Origin of the sequence: Pseudomonas oleovorans subsp. oleovorans, assembly GCF_002197815.1 — a bacterium.
Taxonomy (GTDB): Bacteria; Pseudomonadota; Gammaproteobacteria; order Pseudomonadales; family Pseudomonadaceae; genus Aquipseudomonas; species Aquipseudomonas oleovorans.
This window is the reverse complement of sequence record NZ_NIUB01000009.1, coordinates 111755-135942: the sequence shown is the minus strand read 5'-3', so window position 1 is coordinate 135942 and position 24188 is coordinate 111755. Positions and strand designations below refer to the sequence as shown.

The window sequence follows — 24188 nt, the reverse complement described above, 5'->3', positions numbered from 1 at the left end:
CGATTCGACAGTGACGGAAATCGGCGGCTGGCTAGTATAGGCAGCCATAAGTGCTGATCGGAATGGGGGATGCGATGCGACGCTGGAACGGATGGGGTGACGAAGCGACCGAGGTTGAACTGCCGGCCCATGGCGAGGCCTTTCTCGCTGAACTGGTCGGGCCGGGCCAGCGTCTGGTCGACGCCAGCCTGCAAGACGTGCTGGCGCGTGTGCCGGCCTCACGTCTGGCTCCCAACCCGCTGATCAGCCAGGACGCCGAGGTACGAGTGCGTCACGCCCGTGGCCAGAGCCTGCCGGACTGGCTGGCCATGCGCTCCGGCGAGTTCGGCCTGTTTCCCGATGGCGTCGCCTGCCCGGAAAGCGCCGAGCAGATCCGCGAGCTGCTGGCCTGGGCGCAACAGCATGACGTCACCCTGATCCCATACGGCGGCGGCACCTCGGTGGCCGGCCACATCAACCCGCAGGCCGGCCAGCGCCCGGTGCTGACCCTGTCGCTGGAGCGCATGACGCGTCTGCTGGATATCGACGAGGACAGCCTGATCGCCACCTTCGGCCCCGGCGCCAACGGCCCGCAGGTGGAAAGCCAACTGCGCGCACGCGGCTACACGCTGGGCCATTTTCCGCAGTCCTGGGAGCTGTCGACGCTTGGCGGTTGGGTCGCCAGTCGCTCCAGCGGCCAGCAGTCGCTGCGCTACGGGCGCATCGAGCAATTGTTCGCCGGCGGCAAGCTGGAAACTTTCGCCGGTACCCTGGAGATTCCAACCTTTCCGGCCTCGGCCGCCGGGCCTGATCTGCGCGAGCTGGTGATGGGGTCGGAAGGGCGCTTCGGGGTGATCTCCGAGGTGCGCGTGCGCATCAGTCGCCTGGCCGAGCAGGAGCGTTTCTACGCGGTGTTCCTGCCCAACTGGCAGCAGGCGCTGAGCGCCATTCGCAGCCTGGCCCAGGCGCGCGTGCCGCTGTCCATGCTGCGCCTGTCCAACGCCATCGAAACCCGTACCCAACTGGCCCTGGCCGGTCACCCGCAGCAGATTGCTCTGCTGGAGAAATACCTGGCTCTGCGCGGCGCCCGCGACGGCAAGTGCATGCTGACCTTCGGCGTTACCGGCAGCCGGGTGCAGAACGCCGCCTCGCTGAAACAGGCACGGCGCTTGCTGAAAGGTTTTGACGGTGTGTTCACCGGCACCCTGCTGGGCAAGAAGTGGGAGCAGAACCGTTTCCGCTTCCCCTACCTGCGTCATGGTCTGTGGGAGCGCGGCTACCTGGTGGACACCCTGGAGACCGCCACCGACTGGTCCAACGTCGACAACCTGTTGAACAAGGTCGAAGCCAGCCTGCGTGACGAGCTGGTCGGCGAGGGCGAGCGGGTGCACGTGTTCACCCACCTGTCGCACGTCTACGGCGAAGGTTCGAGCATCTACACCACCTACGTATTCCGCCCCGGCAGCGACTACGCCGAGGCCATGGCGCGCTGGCAACGCTTGAAAGCAGCGACCAGCCGCACCATCGCAGAGAATCGCGGCACCATCAGCCACCAGCACGGCGTCGGTCGTGACCACGCACCTTATCTGGCGGCAGAGAAGGGCGAGCTGGGCATGGCCACGCTACGCAGCCTGGCCACGCATTTCGACCCTGACCAGCGCCTGGCGCCTGGCGTGTTGCTGCAGGACTGAGCATGAAACCCTGGAACGCCACCTGGCGCACGCACGCGCTGCCTGAACTGGCCGCGCGCGACTGGGATCTGCTGGTGATCGGCGGCGGCATCTGCGGCGCTGGCATCCTGCGTGAGGCGGCGCGGCGCGGCTGGCGCTGCCTGCTGCTGGAGCAACGTGACTTCGCCTGGGGCACCTCCAGCCGCTCGTCGAAGATGGTGCACGGTGGCCTGCGCTACGTCGCCAAGGGCCAGTTGGGGCTGACTCGCGACTCGGTGCGCGAGCGCCGGCGCCTGCTCGGCGAGGCGCCGGGGCTGGTGGAGTCGTTGAGCTTCGTCATGCCGCACTATCGCGGCGGCTTTCCCGGGCCGAAGGTATTCGGCGGCCTGCTCAGCCTGTACGACGCCCTGGCCGGCAAACGCAATCACCTGTTCTACCCGCTGCAGCAACTGCGTTACCTGGCGCCGGGCATTCGCGAGGACGGCCTGCTCGGTGGCACGCGCTTTTTCGATGCGGTGACCGACGATGCCCGCCTGGTTCAGCGCGTGCTGGGCGAGGCGCGCGCCGAAGGCGGCGAGGCGCTTAATGGCATGCGCGTGGTCGAGTTGCTGCGTGAAGCGGGGCAGGTGGTCGGTGTGCTCGCCGAGGATGTGGAAACGGGCAACCGCTACCGCCTGCGTAGCCGAGCCGTGGCACAAGCCACTGGTGCCTGGGCCGATCGCCTGCGCCAGCCTGGCAATGGTCGCATCCGTCCGCTGCGTGGTAGTCACCTGCTGCTGCCTAGCTGGCGCCTGCCGGTGGCGCATGCCTTCAGCTTTATGCACTCGGCCGATGGCCGGCCGGTGTTCGTCTTCCCCTGGGAAGGCGCAACGGTGATCGGCACCACCGATCTGGATCATGCGGACGAGCTCGATCATGAAGCCGCCATCAGCGCTGAGGAGGTCGACTACCTGCTGGCTGCCTGCGACCGGCAGTTCCCGACCGCCCAGGTGAGCCGTGCCGACGTGCTGTCGACCTGGGCCGGCGTGCGCCCGGTGGTGAGCGATGGTGGCAGCGCACTGAAACCCTCCGACGAGAAGCGCGAGCATGCTCTGTGGATCGAGCCGGGCAGCGTGACGCTGGCCGGCGGCAAGTTGACCACCTTCCGCCTGCTGGCGCTGGAGGTGCTGCGTGCCTGCGCGGGTTTCGTTGGCAAGCCAGTGGATGATCAAGGCGGCGCGGTCTTCGCTGCGAATACGCCGACACCGATGCCGGCGTTGAGCCCGGCGCAGCAACGCCGCCTGGCTGGGCGCCATGGCCGCCAGCTGGGTGAGGTACTGCGCTTGGTCGACGAAATCGGCGCTGATTGCGTCGCCGGTACTGACACCTTGTGGGCCGAACTGGCTTGGGCTGCCGAAGGCGAGCTGGTGCTGCATCTGGACGATCTGCTGTTAAGGCGCACGCGCCTGGGCCTGTTGCTGGCAGGCGGCGGCCGCGCCGAGCTGCCGCGTATCCGCGCACTGTGCCAACCGCGCCTGGGCTGGAGCGATGCTCGCTGGCAGCAGGAAGAGACGGATTACCTGGCGCTTTGGCGGCGCTGTTACAGCCTGCCGGGAACGGTGGTTGAACAACCCCCTCTCCCGCTTGCGGGAGAGGGCTGGGGAGAGGGAAAGCGTTTATCTGCCGGCCACTCTGCGCCAGACGAACCACCCTCTCCCCCGGCCCCTCTCCCATAAATGGGAGAGGGGAGACATAACAAGAAGGATCACACCTTGAGCGAACCAAGCTACCTGCTGAGCATCGACAACGGCACCCAGAGCGTGCGGGCGCTGCTGTTCGATACTCAGGGCAACCTGCTCGCCAAGGGCAAGGTCGAGCTGGATCCCTATTTCTCCAGCCAACCAGGCTGGGCCGAGCAGGACCCCGAGTACTACTGGGCCAGCCTCGGCGAGGCCTTCCGCCTGTTGTGGCAGCAGGTGGACATCGACCGCAGCCTGATCCGCGGCGTGGCCGTGACCACCCAGCGCGGCAGCATCATTCATGTTGACGAGCAGGGTACGCCGCTGCGCCCGGCGATTCTCTGGCTCGATCAGCGTCGTGCCGAAGTAGCCGGGCGGATAAAGGGCCTGTGGGGCTGGCTGTTCAAGCTGGTGCGCGCCGAAGAGGCGGTCGATCACTTTCGTGGCCAGGCCGAGGTCAACTGGGTCGCCCAGCACCAGCCGGAGATAGCAGCGCGCACGCACAAGGTGCTGTTGCTTTCGGGTTTTCTCACCCATCGCCTGTGCGGCCGCTTCGTCGATTCCACCAGCAGTTGCGTGGCCTACCTGCCGTTCGACTACAAGCGCCTGCGTTGGGCCTCCCCTGGCGACTGGAAGTGGCAGGCGCTGAAGGTGCGCCGTGAGCAACTGCCTGAGCTGTTCAAGCCGGGTGAGCGACTGGGCCAGATCAGCGCCGAGGCCAGCCGCCATACCGGTATTCCGGAAGGCCTGCCGCTGATTGCTGCTGGCGCCGACAAGGCCTGCGAGGTGCTGGGTTCCGGTGCGCTGGAGCCCAGCACGGCGTGCCTGTCCTATGGCACCACCGCGACCATCAACACCACACGCAGCCGTTATCTGGAAACCGTACGCCTGATTCCGCCCTATCCGGCGGCGCTGCCGGATCACTTCAACACCGAGGTGATGATCTATCGCGGCTTCTGGATGGTCAGCTGGTTCAAACGCGAATTCGGCCTGCGCGAGATGCAGCGGGCCGAGGCGCTGGGCGTGTCCCCCGAGGCGCTGTTCGACGAGCTGGTCAACGCCGTACCGCCGGGTTCCATGGGCCTGATGCTGCAGCCGTACTGGACGCCGGGCATTCGCGAGCCGGGATTGGAGGCCAAGGGGTCGATCATCGGCTTTGGCGACGTACACACCCGCGCGCATCTGTATCGGGCGATTCTGGAGGGTTTGGCCTACGCCCTGCGCCAGGGCAAGGAGCGTATCGAAAAACACTCTGGCACCCGCATCGAGCGCCTGCGCGTGTCCGGTGGTGGTTCGCAGAGCGATGCGGCGATGCAACTGACGGCCGATATCTTCGGCTTACCGGCCGAGCGTCCGCACCTGTACGAAACCAGCGGCCTGGGCGCGGCGATCAATTGCGCGGTAGGTCTGGGTTTGCACCCTGATTACCCGAGCGCCATCGCCGCCATGACTCGGGTTGGTCAGGTGTTCCAGCCGAACCCGGAGGCCCAGCGCGTTTACCAGCAGCTCTACGGGCAGGTCTATCAGCGCATGTACCGCCAGCTCAAGCCGCTGTACCAGCGCATTCGCAAGATTACCGGTTATCCGGCGTAGGGCATGGTGGCGTAGGGCGGACTCAGGAGCGCCAGCGAACAGTCCGCCGTTCCTCGGTGCTACACAAGTCCAGCGGCGTACTGCTTCGCGACAACTGCATGGATGCAGGAGGTAGAGCGACGCAGGAAGCCAAAGCCGAGTACGCCCTACGTCACTGGCGATGCCGTTAATCAATGATCGCCAGCAAGCTGGCTCCTACAAAAAAGATCGCCCTCCTAAGCGGAGGGCGATGGTTTGTGCATCAGGCGACATCCACCAGCACGATCTCGCTATCTTCCTGCGCCTCGATGCGAATCAGCGTTTCATCGGCGATGGCCACGCCATCACGCGCCTTGACGGCCACGCCGTTGACACTGAAAGCACCAGTCGCGCCCACCAGATAGGCCTTGCGACCCGGTTGCAGGGCGTATTCGGCGCTCTCTCCCGCCTTGACCGTGGCAGCCACCAGGCGCGCGTCGGTACGGATGCGCAGGGCGTCGACATCGTCCTCGTAACCGCTGGCCAGGGTGACGAAGGCTCCGGAGCGGTCGCCTTTGGGGAAAGGCTTGGCGCCCCAGGATGGCGGCAGGCCGGCCTGGTTCGGCTGAATCCAGATCTGGAAGATCTTGGTGGTTTCATTCTCCAGGTTGTACTCGCTGTGGGCGATGCCGGTACCGGCGCTCATTACCTGCACGTCGCCGGCCTCGGTACGACCTTTGTTGCCCAGGTTGTCCTCATGGCTGATGGCACCTTCGCGAACGTAGGTGATGATCTCCATGTCGCGATGTGGGTGCGGCGGGAAGCCTGAATGTGGAGCGATCTCGTCGTCGTTCCACACGCGCAGGCGGCCCCAGTTCATCCGCTCGGCGTCGTAGTATTCGGCGAAGGAAAAGTGGTGACGGGCATTCAGCCAGCCGTGGTGAGCACCACCGAGTTGTTCGAACGGACGTACATCGATCATGGTCAATCCTCCAGTCATGCACGAGTTCAGTCCCGTGCAGCGTTGATGGGTGAATGATCCATTTGGATTGATCGATTTAAAAGCGCAATTTCTACAGTTTTGATATCGATTAATTTGATTAATTTTCACGAGGGCCAGGCACTAGGCTTTCGCTGATCCTTTCAAGGAGGACGCGCAATGCGCGAACGCAAGGCCTGGTTGATCCTGCATGGCAAGCAGGCGTTGAACGAAGAGGTGAGGGCAGCGGTGAACGGCCTGCGTGAGCGCGGCTGGGATCTGGCCGTGCGCCTGACCTGGGAAGGTGGCGACGCCGAGCGGCTGGTCGGGGAAGGATTGGCCGCCGGTTATTCAACGCTGATCGCTGGCGGTGGCGATGGCACCCTGCGCGATGTGGTCGAGGCGCTGGTCAAGGCGCAAAGCGATGCCAACCTGGCTCTGCTGCCGCTGGGCACGGCCAATGATTTCGCCCACGCAGCCGGTATTCCGTTGACACCTGCTGCGGCGTTGGCCCTGCTCGAGTGCGAGCCGGTGGTTGTGGACGTGGGCATGGCGGGCGAGCGGGCGTTTCTGAACATGGCCACCGGTGGTTTTGGCTCCAACGTCACCGCCAATACTCCGGAAGAACTCAAGAAAGTCCTGGGTGGCGCCGCCTATCTGCTTACCGGGCTCAGCCGCTTTTCCGAAGTGCGCGCGGCAGCCGGTCGTTTTCATGGGCCGGATTTCCAATGGCAGGGCGAGTTTCTGGCTCTTGGCATCGGTAACGGGCGACAGGCCGGTGGCGGGCATCTGCTTTGTCCGGAGGCGAGCATCAACGATGGTCTGCTCGATGTCTGCATCGTGCCGGCGGCGCAGGATGTCGTCGGCACCTTGGGCACGTTGTTGTCCGGGGGCATTCTTGGCCTGCAGAGCGTTGCGGTCAGCGCACGGCTGCCCTGGCTGGAGGTGGAAGCGCTGGAGGGCTTGGACCTGAATCTCGACGGCGAACCGATGGAAAGTACAGGTCTGCGTTTTCGTGCCGAACCCGGTGCCCTGCGTCTGCATCTGCCCAAGCATTCGTCGCTGCTCGCTGGCCAGGTACACAGGGCTAAGGCATGATGGCTGCGCGCCAGCAATGCTTCAGTCTGCCGGCAGTCCGCCGATAACCCGAACGGCAGACTAGAATCACCCTATATCCCTCGGAGCACATGATGGCCGGCATCCTCGATTCAGTAGATCAACGCACGCAACTGGTCGGCGAGAACCGTCTGGAAATTCTCATGTTTCGCTTGGCTGGCCGGCAGTTGTTCGCCATCAACGTGTTCAAGGTGCAGGAAGTCCTGCAACTGCCCAAGCTGACGTTGATGCCGCAGCGCCATCGCTTCGTCTGCGGCGTGGTCAACCTGCGTGGTCAGACTCTGCCGGTGATCGACCTGTCCCAGGCCATCGGCATGCGTCCGCTGGTGCCGGATGAGCGCAGCACCATCATCGTCACCGAGTACAACCGCTCGGTACAGGCTTTCCTGGTCGGCAGCGTCGATCGCATTCTCAACCTCAACTGGGAGTCGATCCAGCCACCGCCCGGTGGTGCCGGCCGTCAGCATTACCTGACCGCCATCACCAAGGTCGACGAGCAGATCGTCGAGGTCATCGACGTGGAAAAGGTGCTGGCCGAGATCGTGCCGATGAGCACCAAGGTCTCCGCAGAAAAGCTCGCCGATCCACTGCTGGAAAAGGCGCGTGGACGCGAGGTGCTGCTGGTGGATGATTCCAGCGTGGCGCTCAGCCAACTGCGCGATACCCTGTCGCAACTAGGAATTCGCCTGCATATGGCCAGCGACGGCCTGAAGGCCCTCAACCAGCTGAAGAAGTGGGCTGACACCGGCGAGGTGATGACCGACAAGCTGCTGATGATCTTCACCGATGCCGAGATGCCGGAAATGGACGGCTATCGTCTCACCAGCGAAATTCGCAATGACCCGCGCCTCAAGGATCTCTACGTGGTGCTGCACACGTCGCTGTCGGGTAGCTTCAACGAGGCGATGGTGAAGAAGGTCGGCTGCGACAATTTCCTCTCCAAGTTCCAGCCGGACAAGCTGGTCGACGTGATTCGTCAACGTCTCGAGTTGGACGAACCTCGCTAAAGTCGCTGCCGGGCGGGTGAAACCTGCCGGGCGTTGCCGTCGAACCGCAGCATATTTTCTGGGTCTCGGTGCTTGTGAGCATCGCCGTCAGCTCGTATAACGGCGTTTTGCCGACAGGAAGCTGACCCATGCCGAGTCTCTCGGGGCTGTACCGTTACCCGCTCAAGTCCGGCCGCGGCGAGGCCTTGCAGCGCAGTGCGGTCGACGGACTTGGGCTGCATGGCGATCGGCGCTGGATGCTGGTCGACGCCGACAACGGCCGCTTCATCACCCAACGCCTGCTGCCGCAGATGAGCCAGTTGAGCGCCCTGTACGATGCGCGCGGTGGCCTTACCTTGAGTGCGCCGGGTCGTGAGGATCTGTCCGTGGCGCTGCCCGACCCCGAGCAGGATCTGCGTGGCGTCGTCGTCTGGCGTGACAGCCTGCGCGTGCCGGATGCCGGCGATGCAGCGGCCGCCTGGCTCAGCGACTTGCTGGGCAAGCCTTGCCGCCTGGTGCAGGTGCCGGAAGGCCGCACCCGCCAGGTCGACACTGCCTATGCGCAGCCGGGGGATCGCGTGGCCTTCGCCGATGGCTTTCCACTGTTGCTTATTGGCCAGGCATCGCTGGACGATCTTTCGCAACGTGTCGGGCAGCCGCTGTCCATGCTGCGCTTCCGCCCCAATCTGGTCGTTACCGGCAGTGAGGCATATGCCGAGGATGGCTGGAAACGCATCCGCATCGGTGAAGTGGAGTTCGAGGTAGCCAAGGGTTGTTCGCGCTGCATTCTCACCACCATCGATCCGCAGAGCGGCGAGCGCAACGCACAGCGCGAACCGCTGGCAACGCTCAAAACTTATCGGGAGCGTGATGGCGATGTGTACTTCGGACAGAATCTGCTGCCACGAGGCGTTGGTGAGCTGCAGGTCGGAATGACGGTCGAAGTGCTGGAGTAGGGTGCGCGATGCAATCTTCGTGTCTGCAGTGGGCTGAGCCCAGCGTTAAAGCGTAGTGCTGCCCTGCGTCCCTATGATGCTGGCTATGTCTGCGTTATCTGTTGTCAAGCAGTTCCGGGAAGGCTCGGAGCTTTGTAGGGTGGGCTTTAGCCCACGTAGACCGTCGGTGGTGGGCTAAAACGGAGCACCGCCCGGCCCACCCTACGGGTCTTTGCACTAACCCCCAACACTTAACGCAGTTTTACTGATCGTCGAAGTAACGCTCGTTCCATGCCACCAACGGGTGCGGCGCGTTGAGTTTCTGGCCGTAGATCACCGAGTAGGACAGCACGTTCTGCACGTACTGGCGGGTTTCGTCGAACGGGATGTTCTCCACCCAGACGTCATAACTGAGGTGATTGGCGCCGCGCAGCCACTGGCGCACGCGGCCGGGGCCGGCGTTATAGGCGGCCGACGCAAGTACGCGGTTGCCGTTGAACTGGCCATATACCTGGCTCAGGTACGCAGCGCCAAGCTGGATATTGGTGTCCGGGTTGAGTACCTGCTGCGGTGAAGCCAGGGGAATGCCGAACTTGCGCGCGGTTTCCTTGGCAGTGGCCGGCATCAGCTGCATCAGGCCCATGGCGCCGGCATGGGAGCGGGCGTCGGCCATGAACGCGCTTTCCTGGCGGGTAATGGCAAACACCCAGCTCGAATGCAGGTCACGGCGCTTGGCTTCGCGTACCAACTCGTTGCGATGGGCCATGGGGAAGCGTACTTCCAGGTCGTCCCAGTATTGGGCCTGGCTGATGGTGCGGATGGCCGGGAAGTACCATTCCATTTCATAGGCCAGGCGCGCCTGGGCCACCAGTTCGTCACGGCTGAGCAGGCGGCTGACGTGATACCACTCGCGGCGCCCATCGACGATCTGGCCGCGTGCATGGAACTCCATCGCGCGCTTGATTCCGGCGGTATTGCGTACCTTCTGCACCACCTTGGGATCGAGCGCCAGCGGCTGGTTATTCAGGGCGTAAGGCGCCTTGACCTGATCGGCGGCCATGAAACCGTAGAAGTCGCGTTCCTTGGCCAGTGCCTGGAACAGCACCGCCGGTTGCTGGCTGTTGGGTTGTGCCAATTGCAGGCTGCGTGCATTCCAATAGCGCCAGCGGTTGCTGCTGGCCAGGTCGGACGGCATGTTCTGGGTCAACTGGTAGACCTCTTCCCAGCGGCCGTGACGCAGCAACAGACGCGCGCGCCATTCGCTGACGGTGTTGTCACGCAGTTGCGGGTCGTACTTGGCCATGACTTGCAGGCCGCGCAGGTCGAAGCGTTGTGCCAGACGTAGGCCGATCTGGCGGGCGATGGCGACCTGTTCGTCCGAGGAGAACTTCATGCGCTGGGCGTAGCCGTCGAGCAGGGCCAGGGCGTCTTCGGGGTTCTGCCGGGCCAGGCGGCGCAGGCCGAGGCCTACCACGTCGCTCATGGCGTCATCGGCTGGAGCGAAACGCGCGGTGTTTTTCAGCAGTTGCGGTTTCTGTGCGACCTCGACCATCAGCTTGCCGCGCTCGCCAAGCGTTGGCATGCCCTTGATCAGGAAGTTGGCCAAGCCGTAGTTGCCGCTTTCCACCGCCAGTTTGGTGCGCTGCCAGCGGCGCTGTTCGGTGAGCTGGCCATTGGCGGCCCAGCGTTCGAACAGGGGGTCACAGGCGTTGGGCTGGGATTTGCCCACCAGCCAGAGCTTCTCGGCAGTGGCGTTGCCTTCGGCAGTCAGGCCGTGGCTGAGCTGGTACTGGCCATACAGGCAATCCAGTTCGGTGAAGTTGAGCGCCGGGTCGTAATGGTCGAGAAAGGGTTTCCAGTCGCCACGCTCGGCCAGCCAGCGCAGCCAGCGCAGTTTCATCCAGTTGACCTGGGGCAGGTCGCCATGTTCGGCGAGAAATTTCTCGATCTCGGCATTGCTGGCCGACTTGAGCCGGTTGGTCAGCTCGTCATAGGCCAGATAAGGCGTCAGCGGGTAATCGCGTAGCGCGCTGGCATACTGGCGATAAGGGCCACTGTCGCCCTTGGCCAAGGCCTGCTTGGCCTCATCATAGTACTGGCGCTGCTGGGTGAGGCTGGCAGCTTCGACACCGGCGATGCCGGTGGCGGTGAGAATCAGACAGGAAACTACAGAGAGAAAGCGACTGCGCATGGCATTTCCAGGAGAAGCAGAGGTATGGGGCAACACGGTCCGTGTCGTTGCATAGCTCTAGCTTAGCGCTTCATCGGGGTGCGGTGAATGCCGTCGGGCCAGATGGACACATACAGAAAAAATGCGCCAGGAGGACTGTCGGTGTCCTGCCTGTCACCTCGGTGGAAACGGCAACAGCCGGCTGGTAACTCGGGTAGAATGCGCCGCCTGTTTCTGGAGATGCCCATGACCCTGCTCAAGTTTGCCGACGTATCCCTCGCCTATGGCGCCATGCCCCTGCTCGATGGAGTCTCCTGGCAGATCGCGCGGGGGGAGCGGGTGTGCATCATCGGCCGCAATGGCACTGGCAAATCGAGCATGCTGCGCCTGGTCAAGGGCGACCAGATGCCGGATGACGGCGAGATCTGGCGTGCACCGGGGCTGAAGATTGGCGAGCTGCCGCAGGAACTGCCGCGCGCCGATGAGCGCACGGTGTTCGATGTGGTCGCCGAAGGCCTGGCCGGTGTTGGCGAGCTGCTGGCGCGTTATCACCACCTGGCGCAGAACATCCAGGGCGATGACGACCTTGAGCAACTGATGCACGTGCAGCAGGAGCTGGAAGCCAAAGATGGCTGGCGCCTGCAGCAGCTGGTCGACAGCACCCTGAGCCGCCTGCAACTGCCGGCGGACAAGACCCTGGCCGAGCTCTCCGGCGGTTGGCGCCGTCGCGTGCTGCTGGCGCAGGCGCTGGTGTCCGAGCCGGATCTGCTGCTGCTCGACGAGCCCACCAACCACCTGGACATCGGCGCCATCGCCTGGCTGGAAGAGGCACTGAAGGATTTCGGTGGCGCCGTGCTGTTCATCACCCACGACCGTTCCTTTCTGCAGAACCTGGCCACGCGCATCCTCGAACTGGACCGTGGTGGCCTGATCGACTGGAACGGCGACTATGCCAGCTTCCTGGTGCACAAGGAGCAGCAGCTGGCTGCCGAGGAAACTGCCAACGCGTTGTTCGACAAGCGTCTAGCCCAGGAAGAGGTGTGGATTCGCCAGGGCATCAAGGCCCGCCGCACCCGTAACGAAGGTCGCGTGCGTGCGCTCAAGGCGATGCGCGCCGAGCGTGCCGAGCGCCGTGAACGTCAGGGCAAGGCGAACATCCAGCTGGAGACCGCGGACAAGTCCGGCAAGCAGGTGATGGTCGCAGAGAACGTCAGCTTCGCTCATAACGGCGGCCCGTTCCTGGTCAAGGATTTTTCCATGGTTCTGCAACGTGGCGACCGCATCGGCCTGCTCGGCGCCAACGGCACCGGCAAGACCACGTTGCTCAAGCTGCTGCTGGGTGATCTGCAGCCAAGCAGCGGCAGTATCGAGGTCGGCACCAAACTGGAAGTGGCGTATTTCGACCAATTACGTCACCAGCTCGAGCCGGAGAAGACGGTAATCGACAACGTCGCCGAAGGCCGCGATTTCATCACTATCGACGGCCAGAGCCGTCATGTACTGAGCTATCTGGGCGACTTCCTGTTCAGCCCGCAACGCGCCCGTACGCCCGTCAAAGCGCTATCGGGCGGCGAACGGGCACGACTGTTGCTCGCCAAGTTGTTCAGCAAGCCGGCCAACCTGCTGGTGCTCGACGAACCGACCAACGACCTGGACGTAGAAACCCTGGAACTGCTCGAAGAAGTACTGCTCAACTTCCCTGGCACCGTGCTGATGGTCAGCCACGACCGGGCTTTCCTCGACAACGTGGTGACCAGCACCCTGGTGTTCGAGGGTGAAGGCAAGGTGCGCGAGTACGTCGGCGGCTATCAGGATTGGCTGCGTCAGGGCGGCTCACCGCGTCTGCTCGGTGTGGGGGAAAGCAAGTCCGGCAAGGCCGAACTGGCCACGGCCATCGTCGAAGCGCCGGCCCCGGCCGCAGTGACTGCCGTGCAAGAGAGCGTCGAGCCGGCGAAGAAGAAACTAAGCTACAAGCTACAGCGCGAGCTGGAAGCGATTCCCGGGCGAATCGATGCGCTGGAGCAGGAAATGGCCGCGGTACAGGAGCAGGTATCCGATCCTGCCTTCTATCAGCAGCCGGTGCAGGTCACCACGGAAGTATTGGCGCGTCTCGAGGGCTTGCAGAAGGAAATGGACGAGTTGCTCGAGCGCTGGGCAGAGCTGGAAGGCTGATGAAGGAACGAACGGGCAATGGCCATCGAGTACCGTATTACTCTCGACGACAATCATCAGTTCAGCTACCGGATCGAGCTGAACCGCGAATATGACCCCGTCCAGGCGCAACAGGCCCCCGCCTGGACGCGCCTTGAACATCAGCAATGCAGCAATTGTCCGCTGAGTCGCGAGCAGTTCAGTCATTGTCCGGCAGCGGTCGATCTGCATCGGGTGATCGAGGATTTTCGTGGCCTGCCAGCCTTCAAGAAGGCCAGCGTTTGGGTGCGCACACCGGAGCGTGAGTACACCAAGCAGGTCGGCCTGGAGGAGGGCCTGCGTGCGCTGCTCGGGGTCATCATGGCCACCAGCGCCTGTCCGGTACTGGCGCGCCTGAAACCTATGGCGCAGCACCATCTGCCCTTTGCCAACAATCAGGAATTTATCCTGCGCGCGGTATCGCTGTACCTGACGCGGCAGTATTTCAACATGCGCGAGGGGCGTCTGGCCGATTGGGAGCTGAAAGGACTGGTGCGCCTGTTCCAGCAACTGAAGCTGGTCAATCAGGCTTTCTGGCAGCGCATTCACGACACCTGTGAAGGCGACTCCAACCTCAAGGCCTTCCTCACCTTCTTCTCGATGTCATCGAGCATGACGGTGTCACTGGAAACCCAGCTGCAGAAGATTCGCCCGCTGGTCATGAGCGCGGGCGATTCGTTCGAGTAAGAGGGTGTCTACAAAATGGCTGCACTTGGCAATACTGTGTTGAAAACGATCTCGCGTGCGAGCCCAGTCGAAATGCTCATTTACAGCACGTAAAGTCGACCGCGACTCCGACCGTTTCTCGATCGTTTTTGCGGGGCCGCCATCGGTATTGTCTTGCCTTCGTTCGCCTATCTTGTAAACACCCTCTAAGGCCGAAGCCAAAAAAGCTCGCCGCTGAAGCGCCTCCCACGGGCAGAGCCAACGCGGCTACTGTGGGAGGGGCTTCAGCCGCGACGCGATCTCAAACGCCTTTTTCGCCTTTCTTCAGGCGCACTGCGAGTACATCGCAGGGCGCGCCGTGCAGTACGTCATTGGCGGTCGAGCCCAGCAACAGCGCCAGGCCATGGCGGCCATGGCTGCCGACCACGATCAGGTCGCAACCCTGTTCTTCGGCCAGTCGGTGAATTTCCTGGCGCGGTTGCCCGTAGGCCAGGTGACGCTGATCAGCGGTGAGTTCCGGGTACTTGTCGGTAAAGCTGTCCAGGCGCTCGCGTGCCTGCTCGAACTGTTGTTGCTGCAGCATCGACAGATCCATCGGCACGTCACCACCGAAGGCCATGGCCATGGGTTCGACGATATGCACCAGAGACATCTTGGCGCCACTGGCCTTCGCCAGCTTCTGCGCACGTGTCACGACAGGGTCGCATTCCTCGGTCAGGTCGACGGCGACCAGAATGTGCTGGTAGGGCATGGGGAACTCCTCCTTAAGGGGGCAAATGGCTCTGTCTCAAGTATGGCCCCATTGTGTGGGATAGGGCGACTGGTCGTGAAAAAGGCAAAGAAAAGCCCGGTGCTAGCACCGGGCAAGAGTTGGGCCAGGCAGGCCGGAAACATGGAGCATCAGTGTTGGTTGGTGGCGTACTGGGCGGCAACGGCTTCCAGGCCTTCGATGATGCTGTCGGAATACTTGCTGATCAGGAAAGGTACGGTGTTTTCGTTGTAGTTGCGCAGGGATTTCTCGATGTAACGCCATTTGGTGCCGATGGAGTTCAGGGCCGCATTGATCTCCGGGGTGTTCTGCTGGGCGGCGCTGAGGTTGTTCAGCTTGCTGGCGAATTCGCCGGCAAGCTCGTCGATGGCGCGTTCTTCACCGCCGCCGAAGAAGCTGGCGCCGACCGAGGCACTGCGTGAAGCGTAGTCCAGAGCGATATTCTGCATCAGCAGGCTCTGCTCACGGCTCTTCTGCGTCAGCTGCGGTACGCTGAAACCGCTTTCTTGCTGAATCTTCTGATACAGCTCCTGACCAATGGCCATGATGCGTTGGTTGTTCTCGGCCAGATCGGCGACGGGTTGCAGGTCGGTGAAGCCCTGGCTGCGCATGGCTTCCATCAGTGCCTGGAGCCCGCTGCGATAACTTTGCCAATTGGTTTGCAGCTGCGCGCGTAGTGCCTTGCTTGCATCGCCGGGCATTTCGCCCAGGCCGTCCAGGTGCGATTGGCCTTCCTGAAGGGACTCGCTAATCATTCGTGCGTAGCGCTGATCGCCTTCCATGCCGTTATACATGTAGAAGTGGCCCAGGCTTTTCTGGGTTGCCAGGCGCAGTTGGTGCAGACGCAGCAGATCATCGGCTGGCGCAGCGCTGAGCAAGGTGGAGGAGAGCGACGTGAAGACGAAAAAGAGCAGGGCGCTCAGGGGAAATGCAAGCGAACGGCGGCTCGACATTGGCGACTCCGTGTGGCCCATCGTGGGGCTCGATTTGTTTTTGTGTTGCCCTCAGGTGGCGCTGTGCCAGCTGAAAGTGAGACGACTGTACCCGCAGCGGGGCGATTTGGCTAGGCGCCTTGGCGTGTCTATACCAAGCAGGAAGACCCTCGCAATGGTGCGTTATTGACGCTGTTTATCGGGTCCGGCTGGAGGCCACGAATGACCGGGCCTGCAGAAAAAGTCGGGAAATCGACGAAAAGAGGCTAATTGACAAGTGCAGGCTTTTCCCTGAAGGTGTGCACACCCAAATCAAACGGGCGTATGAATTGAGCGTTTGCCTTGTTAGGCACGCCATATGCAACCCGAATATCGCGTCGGTGGGTATGTCGTACCGATTGGGGCTATGCTTGTGCGGCGCTGCCGCGGGCTGGCCTGCCGGTTGGCTCCGATGTGTACTGTTCAGCTTCCATACCGTGGAGATCAGTTGATGATTTACGAAGGTAAAGCCATCACGGTTAAGGCTCTTGAGAGCGGCATCGTCGAATTGAAGTTCGACCTCAAGGGTGAGTCCGTCAACAAATTCAACCGTCTTACCCTCAACGAGCTGCGCGCCTCCGTCGACGCGATCAAGGCTGACGGTTCGATCAAGGGCGTGATTGTAACCAGTGGCAAGGACGTGTTCATCGTCGGCGCCGATATCACCGAGTTCGTCGACAACTTCAAGCTGCCCGACACAGAGCTGGTGGCTGGCAACCTGGAAGCCAACAAGATCTTCAGTGATTTCGAAGACCTCGCCGTGCCAACCGTCGTCGCCATCAACGGCATCGCCCTGGGTGGCGGTTTCGAGATGTGCCTGGCTGCCGACTACCGCGTCATGAGCGACAGCGCCAAGATCGGTCTGCCGGAAGTTAAGCTGGGCATCTACCCGGGCTTCGGCGGTACCGTGCGTCTGCCGCGTGTGATCGGTACCGACAACGCTATCGAGTGGATCGCCTCCGGCAAGGAAAACCGTGCCGAAGACGCGCTGAAAGTGGGCGCCGTCGATGCCGTGGTCAGCGCAGATAAACTGCAGGCCGCTGCGCTGGATCTGGTCAAGCGCGCCATTTCCGGCGAGCTGGACTACAAGGCCAAGCGCCAGCCCAAGCTGGAAAAGCTCAAGCTCAACGCCATCGAGCAGATGATGTGCTTCGAGACAGCCAAGGGCTTCGTCGCTGGTCAGGCCGGCCCGAACTACCCGGCGCCGGTCGAGGCGATCAAGACCATTCAGAAAGCCGCCAACTTCGGCCGCGACAAGGCGCTGGAAGTCGAGGCCGCCGGCTTCGTCAAGCTGGCCAAGACCTCGGTCGCTGAAAGCCTGATCGGTCTGTTCCTCAACGATCAGGAGCTGAAGAAGAAAGCCAAGCAGCACGACGAAATCGCCCGTGACGTGAAACTGGCTGCCGTGCTCGGCGCCGGCATCATGGGCGGTGGTATTGCCTACCAGTCGGCCTCCAAAGGTACGCCGATCCTGATGAAGGATATCCGTGAAGAGGGTATCCAGATGGGCTTGAACGAGGCTTCCAAGCTGCTCGGCAAGCGCGTCGAGAAGGGTCGCATGACCCCGGCGAAGATGGCCGAGGCGCTCAACGCCATCCGTCCGACCATGTCCTACGGTGATTTCGGCAACGTCGACATCGTCGTCGAAGCCGTGGTCGAGAACCCCAAGGTCAAGCAGATCGTGCTGGCCGAAGTGGAAGAAGTCGTGCGTGAAGACGCCATCCTGGCCTCCAACACCTCGACCATCTCCATCTCCCTGCTGGCCCAGGCGCTCAAGCGTCCGGAAAACTTCGTCGGCATGCACTTCTTCAACCCGGTACACATGATGCCGCTGGTGGAAGTGATCCGTGGCGAGAAGTCCAGCGAAGTGGCCGTGGCCACTACCGTTGCCTACGCCAAGAAGATGGGCAAGAACCCGATCGTGGTCAACGACTGCCCGGGCTTTTTGGTCAACCGCGTGCTGTTCCCGTACTTCGGCGGCTTCTCCAAGCTGCTGGGCTTCGGCGTCGACTTCGTGCGTATCGACAAGGTGATGGAGAAGTTCGGCTGGCCCATGGGCCCGGCTTATCTGTCCGACGTGGTCGGCATCGACACCGGCCACCACGGCCGTGACGTGATGGCCGAAGGCTTCCCGGATCGCATGGCCGTGGAAGGCAAGACCGCCGTCGACGTGATGTACGAAGCCAATCGCCTGGGCCAGAAGAATGGCAAAGGCTTCTACGCCTACGAAACCGACAAGCGCGGCAAGCCGAAGAAGGTCTCCGACCCGGCGGCTTATGAGCTGCTCAAGTCCATCGTGGTCGAAGAGCGCGAAGTCACCGACGAGGACATCATCAACTTCATGATGATCCCGCTGTGCATGGAAACCGTTCGTTGCCTGGAAGACGGCATCGTCGACACCGCAGCCGAGGCCGACATGGGCCTGATCTACGGTATCGGCTTCCCTCCCTTCCGTGGCGGTGCGCTGCGCTACATCGATTCCATCGGTGTGGCTGAATTCGTCGCCCTGGCTGACAAGTATGCCGAGCTGGGCGCCCTGTACCACCCGACCGCAAAACTTCGCGAAATGGCCGCCAAGGGCCAGAAGTTCTTCGGTTAATCGTGCAGCGAACAGAGCGAGAGTAGAAATATGAGCCTGAATCCTAGAGATGCAGTGATCGTCGACTTCGGTCGTACCCCGATGGGTCGTTCCAAGGGCGGCATGCACCGTAATACCCGCGCCGAGACCATGTCCGCGCACCTGATCAGCAAAGTGCTGGAGCGCAACGCCAAGATCGACCCGGCTGAAGTCGAGGACGTGATCTGGGGCTGCGTCAACCAGACCCTGGAGCAGGGCTGGAACATCGCGCGCATGGCGTCGCTGATGACCCAGATCCCGCACACCAGTGCCGGCCAGACCGTCAGCCGCCTGTGCGGCTCGTCGATGAGCGCCCTGCACACTGCCGTGCAGGCGATCCAGACCGGCAACGGCGATGTGTTCGTCGTCGGTGGTGTGGAGCACATGGGCCACGTCGGCATGATGCACGGCGTCGACCCGAACCCGCACCTGTCGCTGTACGCCGCCAAGGCGTCCGGCATGATGGGCCTGACCGCAGAGATGCTGGGCAAGATGCACGGCATCAGCCGCGAGCAGCAGGACGCCTTTGGTGAGCGTTCGCACCGTCTGGCGCACAAGGCCACCGTCGAAGGCAAGTTCAAGGATGAAATCATCCCGATGCAAGGCTACGACGAGAACGGTTTCCTGAAAATGTACGATTTCGACGAAACCATTCGTCCGGAAACCACCTTGGAAAGCCTGGCTGCATTGAAGCCTGCGTTCAACCCGAGAGGCGGCACCGTGACTGCAGGTACGTCCTCGCAGATCACCGACGGTGCTTCCTGCATGATCGTCATGAGCGCCCAGCGTGCTCAGGACTTGGGTATCCAGCCGATGGCCGTGGTTCGCGCCATGGCGGTGGCCGGTGTCGATCCGGCGATCATGGGTTACGGCCCGGTGCCGTCCACTCAGAAGGCGCTCAAGCGTGCTGGTCTGAGCATGGCTGACATCGATTTCGTCGAGCTCAACGAAGCCTTCGCCGCCCAGGCCCTGCCTGTGCTGAAGGACCTCAAGCTGCTCGACAAGATGGAAGAGAAGGTCAACCTGCACGGCGGCGCGATCGCCCTGGGTCACCCCTTCGGTTGTTCCGGTGCCCGTATCTCCGGTACCCTGCTCAACGTCATGAAGCAGAACGGCGGCACCTTGGGTGTTTCCACCATGTGCGTGGGCCTTGGCCAAGGCATCACCACCGTCTTCGAGCGCGTTTAAGCGTCAGCGGACAGAAACCGGGGCCCAGTGCCCCGGTTTTGCTTTTTACGGCTTTTTATATTGGGAACCGCTCATGCAGTTGCAGCCAGGACTCTATCGCCACTACAAAGGTCCGCAGTACCGCGTATTCGGGGTGGCCCGCCATTCCGAGAACGAGGAAGAGGTGGTGGTCTACCAAGCGCTGTATGGCGAGTTTGGCTTGTGGGTAAGGCCGCTGAGCATGTTCTGTGAAGAGATCGAAGTGGACGGCGAGCGCGTTCCACGCTTTGCTTTGATTCAGGCCGAAGTCAGCCCCATCGGCGCTTCGCAAGTCTGACTGCGCAGCCCCTGCGCTTGACCTTCGCTTGGTCACCACTATATATAGCGGGGCCTTAGAGGGCGTCTACAAATTGCTGCTCTCGGCCATGCTGCGTTGAAACCAGCCTCAAAATGCTCACGTACAGCTCGTACACTGCGCTTTTTCGACTGTTTTCGCCTTGCCTGACCTTCGCTCGCTGCTTTGTAAACACCTTCGGCTTCGTGCCTTCTATATTTCGCAATTCAGGAATCTTCTGATCCATGGGCAAATCGCTGGTCATCGTGGAATCCCCGGCCAAGGCCAAGACCATCAACAAGTACCTGGGCAGCCAGTACGTGGTGAAGTCGAGCATCGGCCACATCCGTGACCTGCCTACCAGCGGCTCGGCAAGTGCCACCAAGGAGCCTGCCAAGCGCGGCAAGGCCGCCGCTGAGGCGCCTGCGCTGTCGCCCAAGGAAAAGGCCAAACGCCAGCTGTTCAGCCGCATGGGGGTCGACCCCGAGCACGGCTGGAAAGCCAAGTACGAGATCCTCCCCGGCAAGGAAAAGGTGATCGAAGAACTGCGCCGCCTGGCCAAGGATGCCGACACCATCTATCTCGCAACCGACTTGGATCGCGAGGGGGAAGCCATCGCCTGGCACCTGCGCGAATCCATTGGTGGCGATGACAGCCGCTACAAGCGTGTGGTGTTCAACGAGATCACCAAGAAGGCGATTCAGGAAGCCTTCTCCAAACCGGGCGAGCTGGACATCAACCGCGTTAACGCCCAGCAGGCACGGCGCTTCCTTGACCGGGTGGTGGGCTATATGGTCTCGCCGCTGCTGTGGGCGAAGATTGCCCGCGGCCTGTCTGCCGGTCGCGTGCAATCGGTGGCGGTGAAGCTGGTGGTCGAGCGCGAAAAGGAAATTCGTGCCTTCGTTCCGGAAGAATACTGGGAAGTGCATGCCGACCTCGGTACTGCGAAGAACGCCAAGGTGCGTTTCGAGGTGGTGCGTGAAGGTGGTGCTGCCTTCAAACCGGTCAACGAAGCCCAGGCCATGGCCGCGCTGGAGAAGCTCAAGGCTTCCAGCTACAGCGTGGTCAAGCGTGAAGATCGTCCGACCAGCAGCAAGCCGTCGGCTCCCTTCATCACCTCCACCCTGCAGCAGGCAGCAAGCAACCGCCTGGGCTTCGGGGTGAAGAAAACCATGATGATGGCCCAGCGTCTCTACGAGGCTGGCTACATCACCTATATGCGTACCGACTCGACCAACCTGTCGAACGACGCGGTAGAGATGGTTCGTGGCTTCATCGGCAGCGAGTACGGCGACAAGTACCTGCCGGGCAAGCCGATCCTGTACTCGAGCAAGGAGGGCGCTCAGGAGGCGCACGAAGCGATTCGTCCGTCCGACGTCAACCTGCGCCCGACCCAGCTGTCCGGCATGGAGCGTGATGCCGAGCGCCTGTATGACCTGATCTGGCGTCAGTTCGTCGCCTGCCAGATGCCGCCGGCCGAGTACTTGTCCACCAGCGTCACCGTTGCTGCTGGCAATTTCGAGCTGCGCGCCAAGGGCCGCATTCTCAAGTTCGACGGTTACACACGCGTGCTGCCGCAGCAGAGCAAACCGGGCGAGGACGACGTCCTGCCGGAAATGAAGGAAGGCGAGGGCCTCAAGCTGATCCAGCTCGACCCCAGCCAGCACTTCACCAAGCCCCCGGCGCGCTACTCCGAAGCCAGCCTGGTCAAGGAACTGGAAAAACGCGGGATTGGTCGTCCGTCCACCTATGCGGCGATCATTTCCACCATTCAGGATCGTGGCTACGTCACGGTGCACAACCGTCGCTTCTACGCCGAGAAGATGGGCGACATCGTCACCGAGCGTCTCGACGAGAGCTTCGCCAACCTGATGGATTACAGCTTTACCGCCACCATGGAAGAACATCTCGACGATGTGGCTCAGGGCGAGCGCGAGTGGAAGCACCTGCTCGACGAGTTCTACGGTGATTTCAAGAAGAAGCTCGAAGTTGCCGAGGCGGGTGAGGGCGGCATGCGTGCCAACCAGCCGACGCTGACCGATATTCCCTGCCGCGAGTGCGGCCGGCCGATGATGATTCGCACCGCCTCCACCGGCGTGTTCCTCGGTTGCTCGGGCTATGCGCTGCCACCGAAGGAGCGTTGCAAGGCCACCATCAACCTGGTGCCGGGCGATGAAATCGCGGCTGACGATGAAGGCGAATCCGAGTCCCTGGTGTTGCTCGGCAAGCATCGCTGCCCGATCTGCGCCACCGCCATGGATGCCTACCTGCTGGATGAAACCCGTAAGCTGCACATCTGCGGCAACAATCCCGATTGCAGCGGCTACGAGATCGAGCAGGGCCAGTACCGCATCAAAGGCTACGAAGGTCCGAGCCTGGAGTGCGACAAGTGCGGTAGCCAGATGCAGCTCAAGACGGGCCGCTTCGGCAAGTTCTTCGGTTGCACCAACACGAGCTGCAAGAACACCCGCAAGTTGCTCAAGAACGGTGAAGCGGCGCCGCCGAAGATGGACAAGGTGGATATGCCGGAGCTCAAGTGCGAGAAGGTGGACGACACCTACGTGCTGCGCGACGGCGCATCGGGCCTGTTCCTTGCTGCCAGCCAGTTCCCCAAGAACCGCGAGACGCGTGCGCCGCTGGTGCTGGAGATCGTTCCGCACAAGCATGAGATCGATCCCAAGTACCACTTCCTTTGCGATGCCCCGCAGAAGGATCCGGATGGCCGTCCGGCGGTGATTCGCTATAGCCGCAAGACCAAGGAGCAATACGTGCAGTCCGAAGTCGATGGCAAGCCGACTGGCTGGCGTGCGTTCTTCGATGGCGGCAAATGGAAGGTCGAGGACAAGCGCTAGCGCTTGATCACGACCTGCCGCGCGTCGGCCTGGCGTCGTAACAGCGGCGCCCTGAATGCCTGACGAGATGCGCGTCAGGCAGGGCAGACGCGCGTATCATGACCCGATCTGCTGTGGAGGTCGCCGTAATGGCCAAAGAAATCTATACCCGTACCAACCAGAAGATTTTCTTCGCCGGTATTGCCCTGGATAACTGGCGCAAGGCCGAAGCCTCCTCCGCGTTTAATGTGCAGGCTCTGGCGCAGGCCGAGCGCGAGGCTGCCCTGTTTCACCTTTATGGCGGGCTGCTTGGGCTGTGTCATGAGATTGCCGGTTATTACCGCATGAACGACGCGACGCCTTCGCGTGTCGAGTCCTTTGTGCAGCAGGCGGTGCTCGACGGTTCGCCCAGCCCCGAGCTGGCCGAGTTGGTCGAGCTGGCGCAGCAACGCGAAACCTGGCTGGCCGAACTGCTGGCGGCCTATGCCGCGTTGTTCCAGCCGCCGCGTGAGGAGCGCAAGGCCAAGGTCGATCCGTCCATGCCGTTGATCACTGCCATCAGCGTTGGCGAAGAGCCGGCCGAGCTGAGCATCGATGACGTCGATGCCTGGCGTCAGCAGCTCAAGGCTCTGGTGCTGCGGTTTCGCGAAGGCCTGAGCGAGTGCTGATCGGGTTTAACTGGACCAGTGGACTGGGGATGACCCCGGCTGACTGTTACAATGTCGTGTTTTTGCACAGAGACTGAGCCATGCCTACATCCTTCCTGGAAATCGTCGAACTGCCCGATGGGCGTATTGCCCTGCGTCGCGCAGAGGATGAAGAGGCTCTGGTGACTCTGGACTTCTCTGCTGATGCCAAGGCTTTCCTGCAGGGTCAGCACATCGAGGTGGCCAAGGCCATGCTCAATGTTGGCGTGCAGATGGCCGGCCGAATGGCTGAGGGTGATTTCAGTGGTGAAGAAGAAGGCGCGCGCGTTCTTCACTGAGTTGCCACGGTTCGACGAAAGCGGGGCTCCATTGGAGCCCCGTTTTCATTTGCGCAGATGCAACCTGGCGAGTTCAACCCAGGCTGATATTCAGGCTCTGTGCTCCGCCGGCATTGGCTGCCTGGATGAGACGTTGGCGGGTGCTGCACTCAACCGGATGCAGCCAGCTGATCACGGTATGGCTGCGGCCGAGCTTCAGCGCTTCCTCTGCCAACTCAAGGGCATTTTGCCCTTGCCGTGGATGCAGCAGCAGGATGCGTTCACGGTTCAGTCCAGCATCGCGCAGCCAGCTTTGTGTGAGGCTGGCTGGCGGTGCCACCAGAGCCAGCCATCGCGCATCCTGGTTCTCGCTCAGTTCGCGCAGAATCGGGGCCAGCAAGTGCAGGCAGTGGCCAGCTGCGCCGCGTAGAGCGAGTTCGCTGAACGCCTGATCATCCTCGTTGCGAGAGATATCACCGGTCGCTAACCGTGGCTCACTCGACGTTCTGGCGAGAAAGGCGTCGAAAAGGGGAAGTTGTGGACGCTCGAACGACTGCTGCACGTGCATGGTGTCT

The 24188-nt window shown here is 62.2% G+C and carries 19 protein-coding genes; 14 read left to right on the top strand and 5 right to left on the bottom strand.

Translation table 11 applies throughout. From position 1 onward, the window contains the following. Positions 1-74: 74 nt before the first annotated feature. Genes PSOLE_RS07650 through PSOLE_RS07640 form a run of 3 tightly spaced genes read left to right on the top strand, consistent with a single transcriptional unit; the run spans position 75 to position 4960 of the window. A complete protein-coding gene (locus PSOLE_RS07650; RefSeq protein ID WP_003462090.1) occupies positions 75-1670 on the top strand; it encodes an FAD-binding oxidoreductase in 1596 nt (531 codons plus the stop codon). Between the two features lie 2 nt (positions 1671-1672). Continuing rightward, positions 1673-3364 carry a glycerol-3-phosphate dehydrogenase/oxidase gene (locus tag PSOLE_RS07645; protein WP_244597202.1) on the top strand — a complete coding sequence of 564 codons (1692 nt, stop codon included), beginning with the start codon at positions 1673-1675 and terminating at the stop codon, positions 3362-3364. Next, positions 3365-4960, top strand: coding sequence for an FGGY-family carbohydrate kinase (locus PSOLE_RS07640; RefSeq protein ID WP_371821500.1), 1596 nt, complete (start codon positions 3365-3367; stop codon positions 4958-4960). Between the two features lie 241 nt (positions 4961-5201). Here the strand turns inward: PSOLE_RS07640 and PSOLE_RS07635 are convergent, their stop codons facing one another. Next, entirely contained in the window at positions 5202-5900 is a 699-nt protein-coding gene (locus PSOLE_RS07635; protein WP_074855877.1) for a pirin family protein, read from the bottom strand. Positions 5901-6077: 177 nt separating this feature from the next. Between PSOLE_RS07635 and yegS the strand changes: the two genes are divergently transcribed. The 3 genes from yegS to PSOLE_RS07620 all read left to right on the top strand — a co-directional run bounded on the left by yegS (position 6078) and on the right by PSOLE_RS07620 (position 8955). Further along, complete coding sequence (gene yegS / locus PSOLE_RS07630) at positions 6078-6995, top strand: lipid kinase YegS (RefSeq protein ID WP_003462086.1); 918 nt, start codon at positions 6078-6080, stop codon at positions 6993-6995. Positions 6996-7087: 92 nt separating this feature from the next. Next, positions 7088-8020, top strand: coding sequence for a chemotaxis protein CheV (locus PSOLE_RS07625; protein ID WP_003462085.1), 933 nt, complete (start codon positions 7088-7090; stop codon positions 8018-8020). A 128-nt stretch (positions 8021-8148) separates the two neighbouring features. Further along, a complete protein-coding gene (locus tag PSOLE_RS07620) occupies positions 8149-8955 on the top strand; it encodes an MOSC domain-containing protein (RefSeq protein WP_074855880.1) in 807 nt (268 codons plus the stop codon). 241 nt (positions 8956-9196) lie between these two features. On the opposite strand, the gene PSOLE_RS07615 is transcribed toward PSOLE_RS07620, so the two are convergent. Further along, positions 9197-11125: a transglycosylase SLT domain-containing protein gene (locus PSOLE_RS07615; RefSeq protein ID WP_074855882.1), complete on the bottom strand. Its 1929-nt coding sequence runs from the start codon at positions 11123-11125 to the stop codon at positions 9197-9199. A gap of 225 nt (positions 11126-11350) precedes the next feature. On the opposite strand from PSOLE_RS07615, the gene PSOLE_RS07610 reads away from it, so the two are divergent. Both PSOLE_RS07610 and PSOLE_RS07605 read left to right on the top strand, forming a co-directional pair. Beyond that, positions 11351-13276 carry an ATP-binding cassette domain-containing protein gene (locus PSOLE_RS07610; RefSeq protein ID WP_074855973.1) on the top strand — a complete coding sequence of 642 codons (1926 nt, stop codon included), beginning with the start codon at positions 11351-11353 and terminating at the stop codon, positions 13274-13276. An 18-nt stretch (positions 13277-13294) separates the two neighbouring features. Beyond that, complete coding sequence (locus PSOLE_RS07605; RefSeq protein WP_003462081.1) at positions 13295-13981, top strand: DUF6901 family protein; 687 nt, start codon at positions 13295-13297, stop codon at positions 13979-13981. Between the two features lie 280 nt (positions 13982-14261). On the opposite strand, the gene PSOLE_RS07600 is transcribed toward PSOLE_RS07605, so the two are convergent. Together PSOLE_RS07600 and PSOLE_RS07595 are read right to left on the bottom strand one after the other, a co-directional pair. Beyond that, a complete protein-coding gene (locus PSOLE_RS07600) occupies positions 14262-14711 on the bottom strand; it encodes a universal stress protein (RefSeq protein WP_074855884.1) in 450 nt (149 codons plus the stop codon). A gap of 149 nt (positions 14712-14860) precedes the next feature. Continuing rightward, positions 14861-15682, bottom strand: a complete 822-nt coding sequence (locus PSOLE_RS07595) for a hypothetical protein (RefSeq protein WP_074855886.1) — start codon at positions 15680-15682, stop codon at positions 14861-14863. A gap of 469 nt (positions 15683-16151) precedes the next feature. On the opposite strand from PSOLE_RS07595, the gene fadB reads away from it, so the two are divergent. From fadB to PSOLE_RS07560, 6 genes are all read left to right on the top strand, one after another. Next, the gene (gene fadB / locus PSOLE_RS07590; protein ID WP_074855890.1) at positions 16152-18299 is read left to right on the top strand and encodes a fatty acid oxidation complex subunit alpha FadB; all 2148 of its coding nucleotides are present in this window, start codon (positions 16152-16154) and stop codon (positions 18297-18299) included. 30 nt (positions 18300-18329) lie between these two features. Beyond that, positions 18330-19505 (top strand): acetyl-CoA C-acyltransferase FadA, encoded by a 1176-nt coding sequence (gene fadA / locus PSOLE_RS07585; protein ID WP_074855892.1) that lies wholly within the window; start codon positions 18330-18332, stop codon positions 19503-19505. A gap of 73 nt (positions 19506-19578) precedes the next feature. After that, positions 19579-19821 carry a DUF1653 domain-containing protein gene (locus PSOLE_RS07580; protein ID WP_074855894.1) on the top strand — a complete coding sequence of 81 codons (243 nt, stop codon included), beginning with the start codon at positions 19579-19581 and terminating at the stop codon, positions 19819-19821. A gap of 242 nt (positions 19822-20063) precedes the next feature. Further along, a complete protein-coding gene (gene topA, locus PSOLE_RS07570; RefSeq protein ID WP_074855898.1) occupies positions 20064-22670 on the top strand; it encodes a type I DNA topoisomerase in 2607 nt (868 codons plus the stop codon). Positions 22671-22798: 128 nt separating this feature from the next. Further along, entirely contained in the window at positions 22799-23317 is a 519-nt protein-coding gene (locus PSOLE_RS07565) for a DUF6586 family protein (protein ID WP_074855899.1), read from the top strand. 80 nt (positions 23318-23397) lie between these two features. After that, the gene (locus PSOLE_RS07560) at positions 23398-23634 is read left to right on the top strand and encodes a hypothetical protein (protein WP_074855901.1); all 237 of its coding nucleotides are present in this window, start codon (positions 23398-23400) and stop codon (positions 23632-23634) included. A 73-nt stretch (positions 23635-23707) separates the two neighbouring features. Here PSOLE_RS07560 and sulA read toward each other — a convergent pair whose 3' ends face one another. After that, on the bottom strand, positions 23708-24181 hold the full coding sequence (gene sulA, locus PSOLE_RS07555) for an SOS-induced cell division inhibitor SulA (RefSeq protein WP_074855903.1): 474 nt from the start codon (positions 24179-24181) through the stop codon (positions 23708-23710). Positions 24182-24188 lie beyond the last annotated feature (7 nt).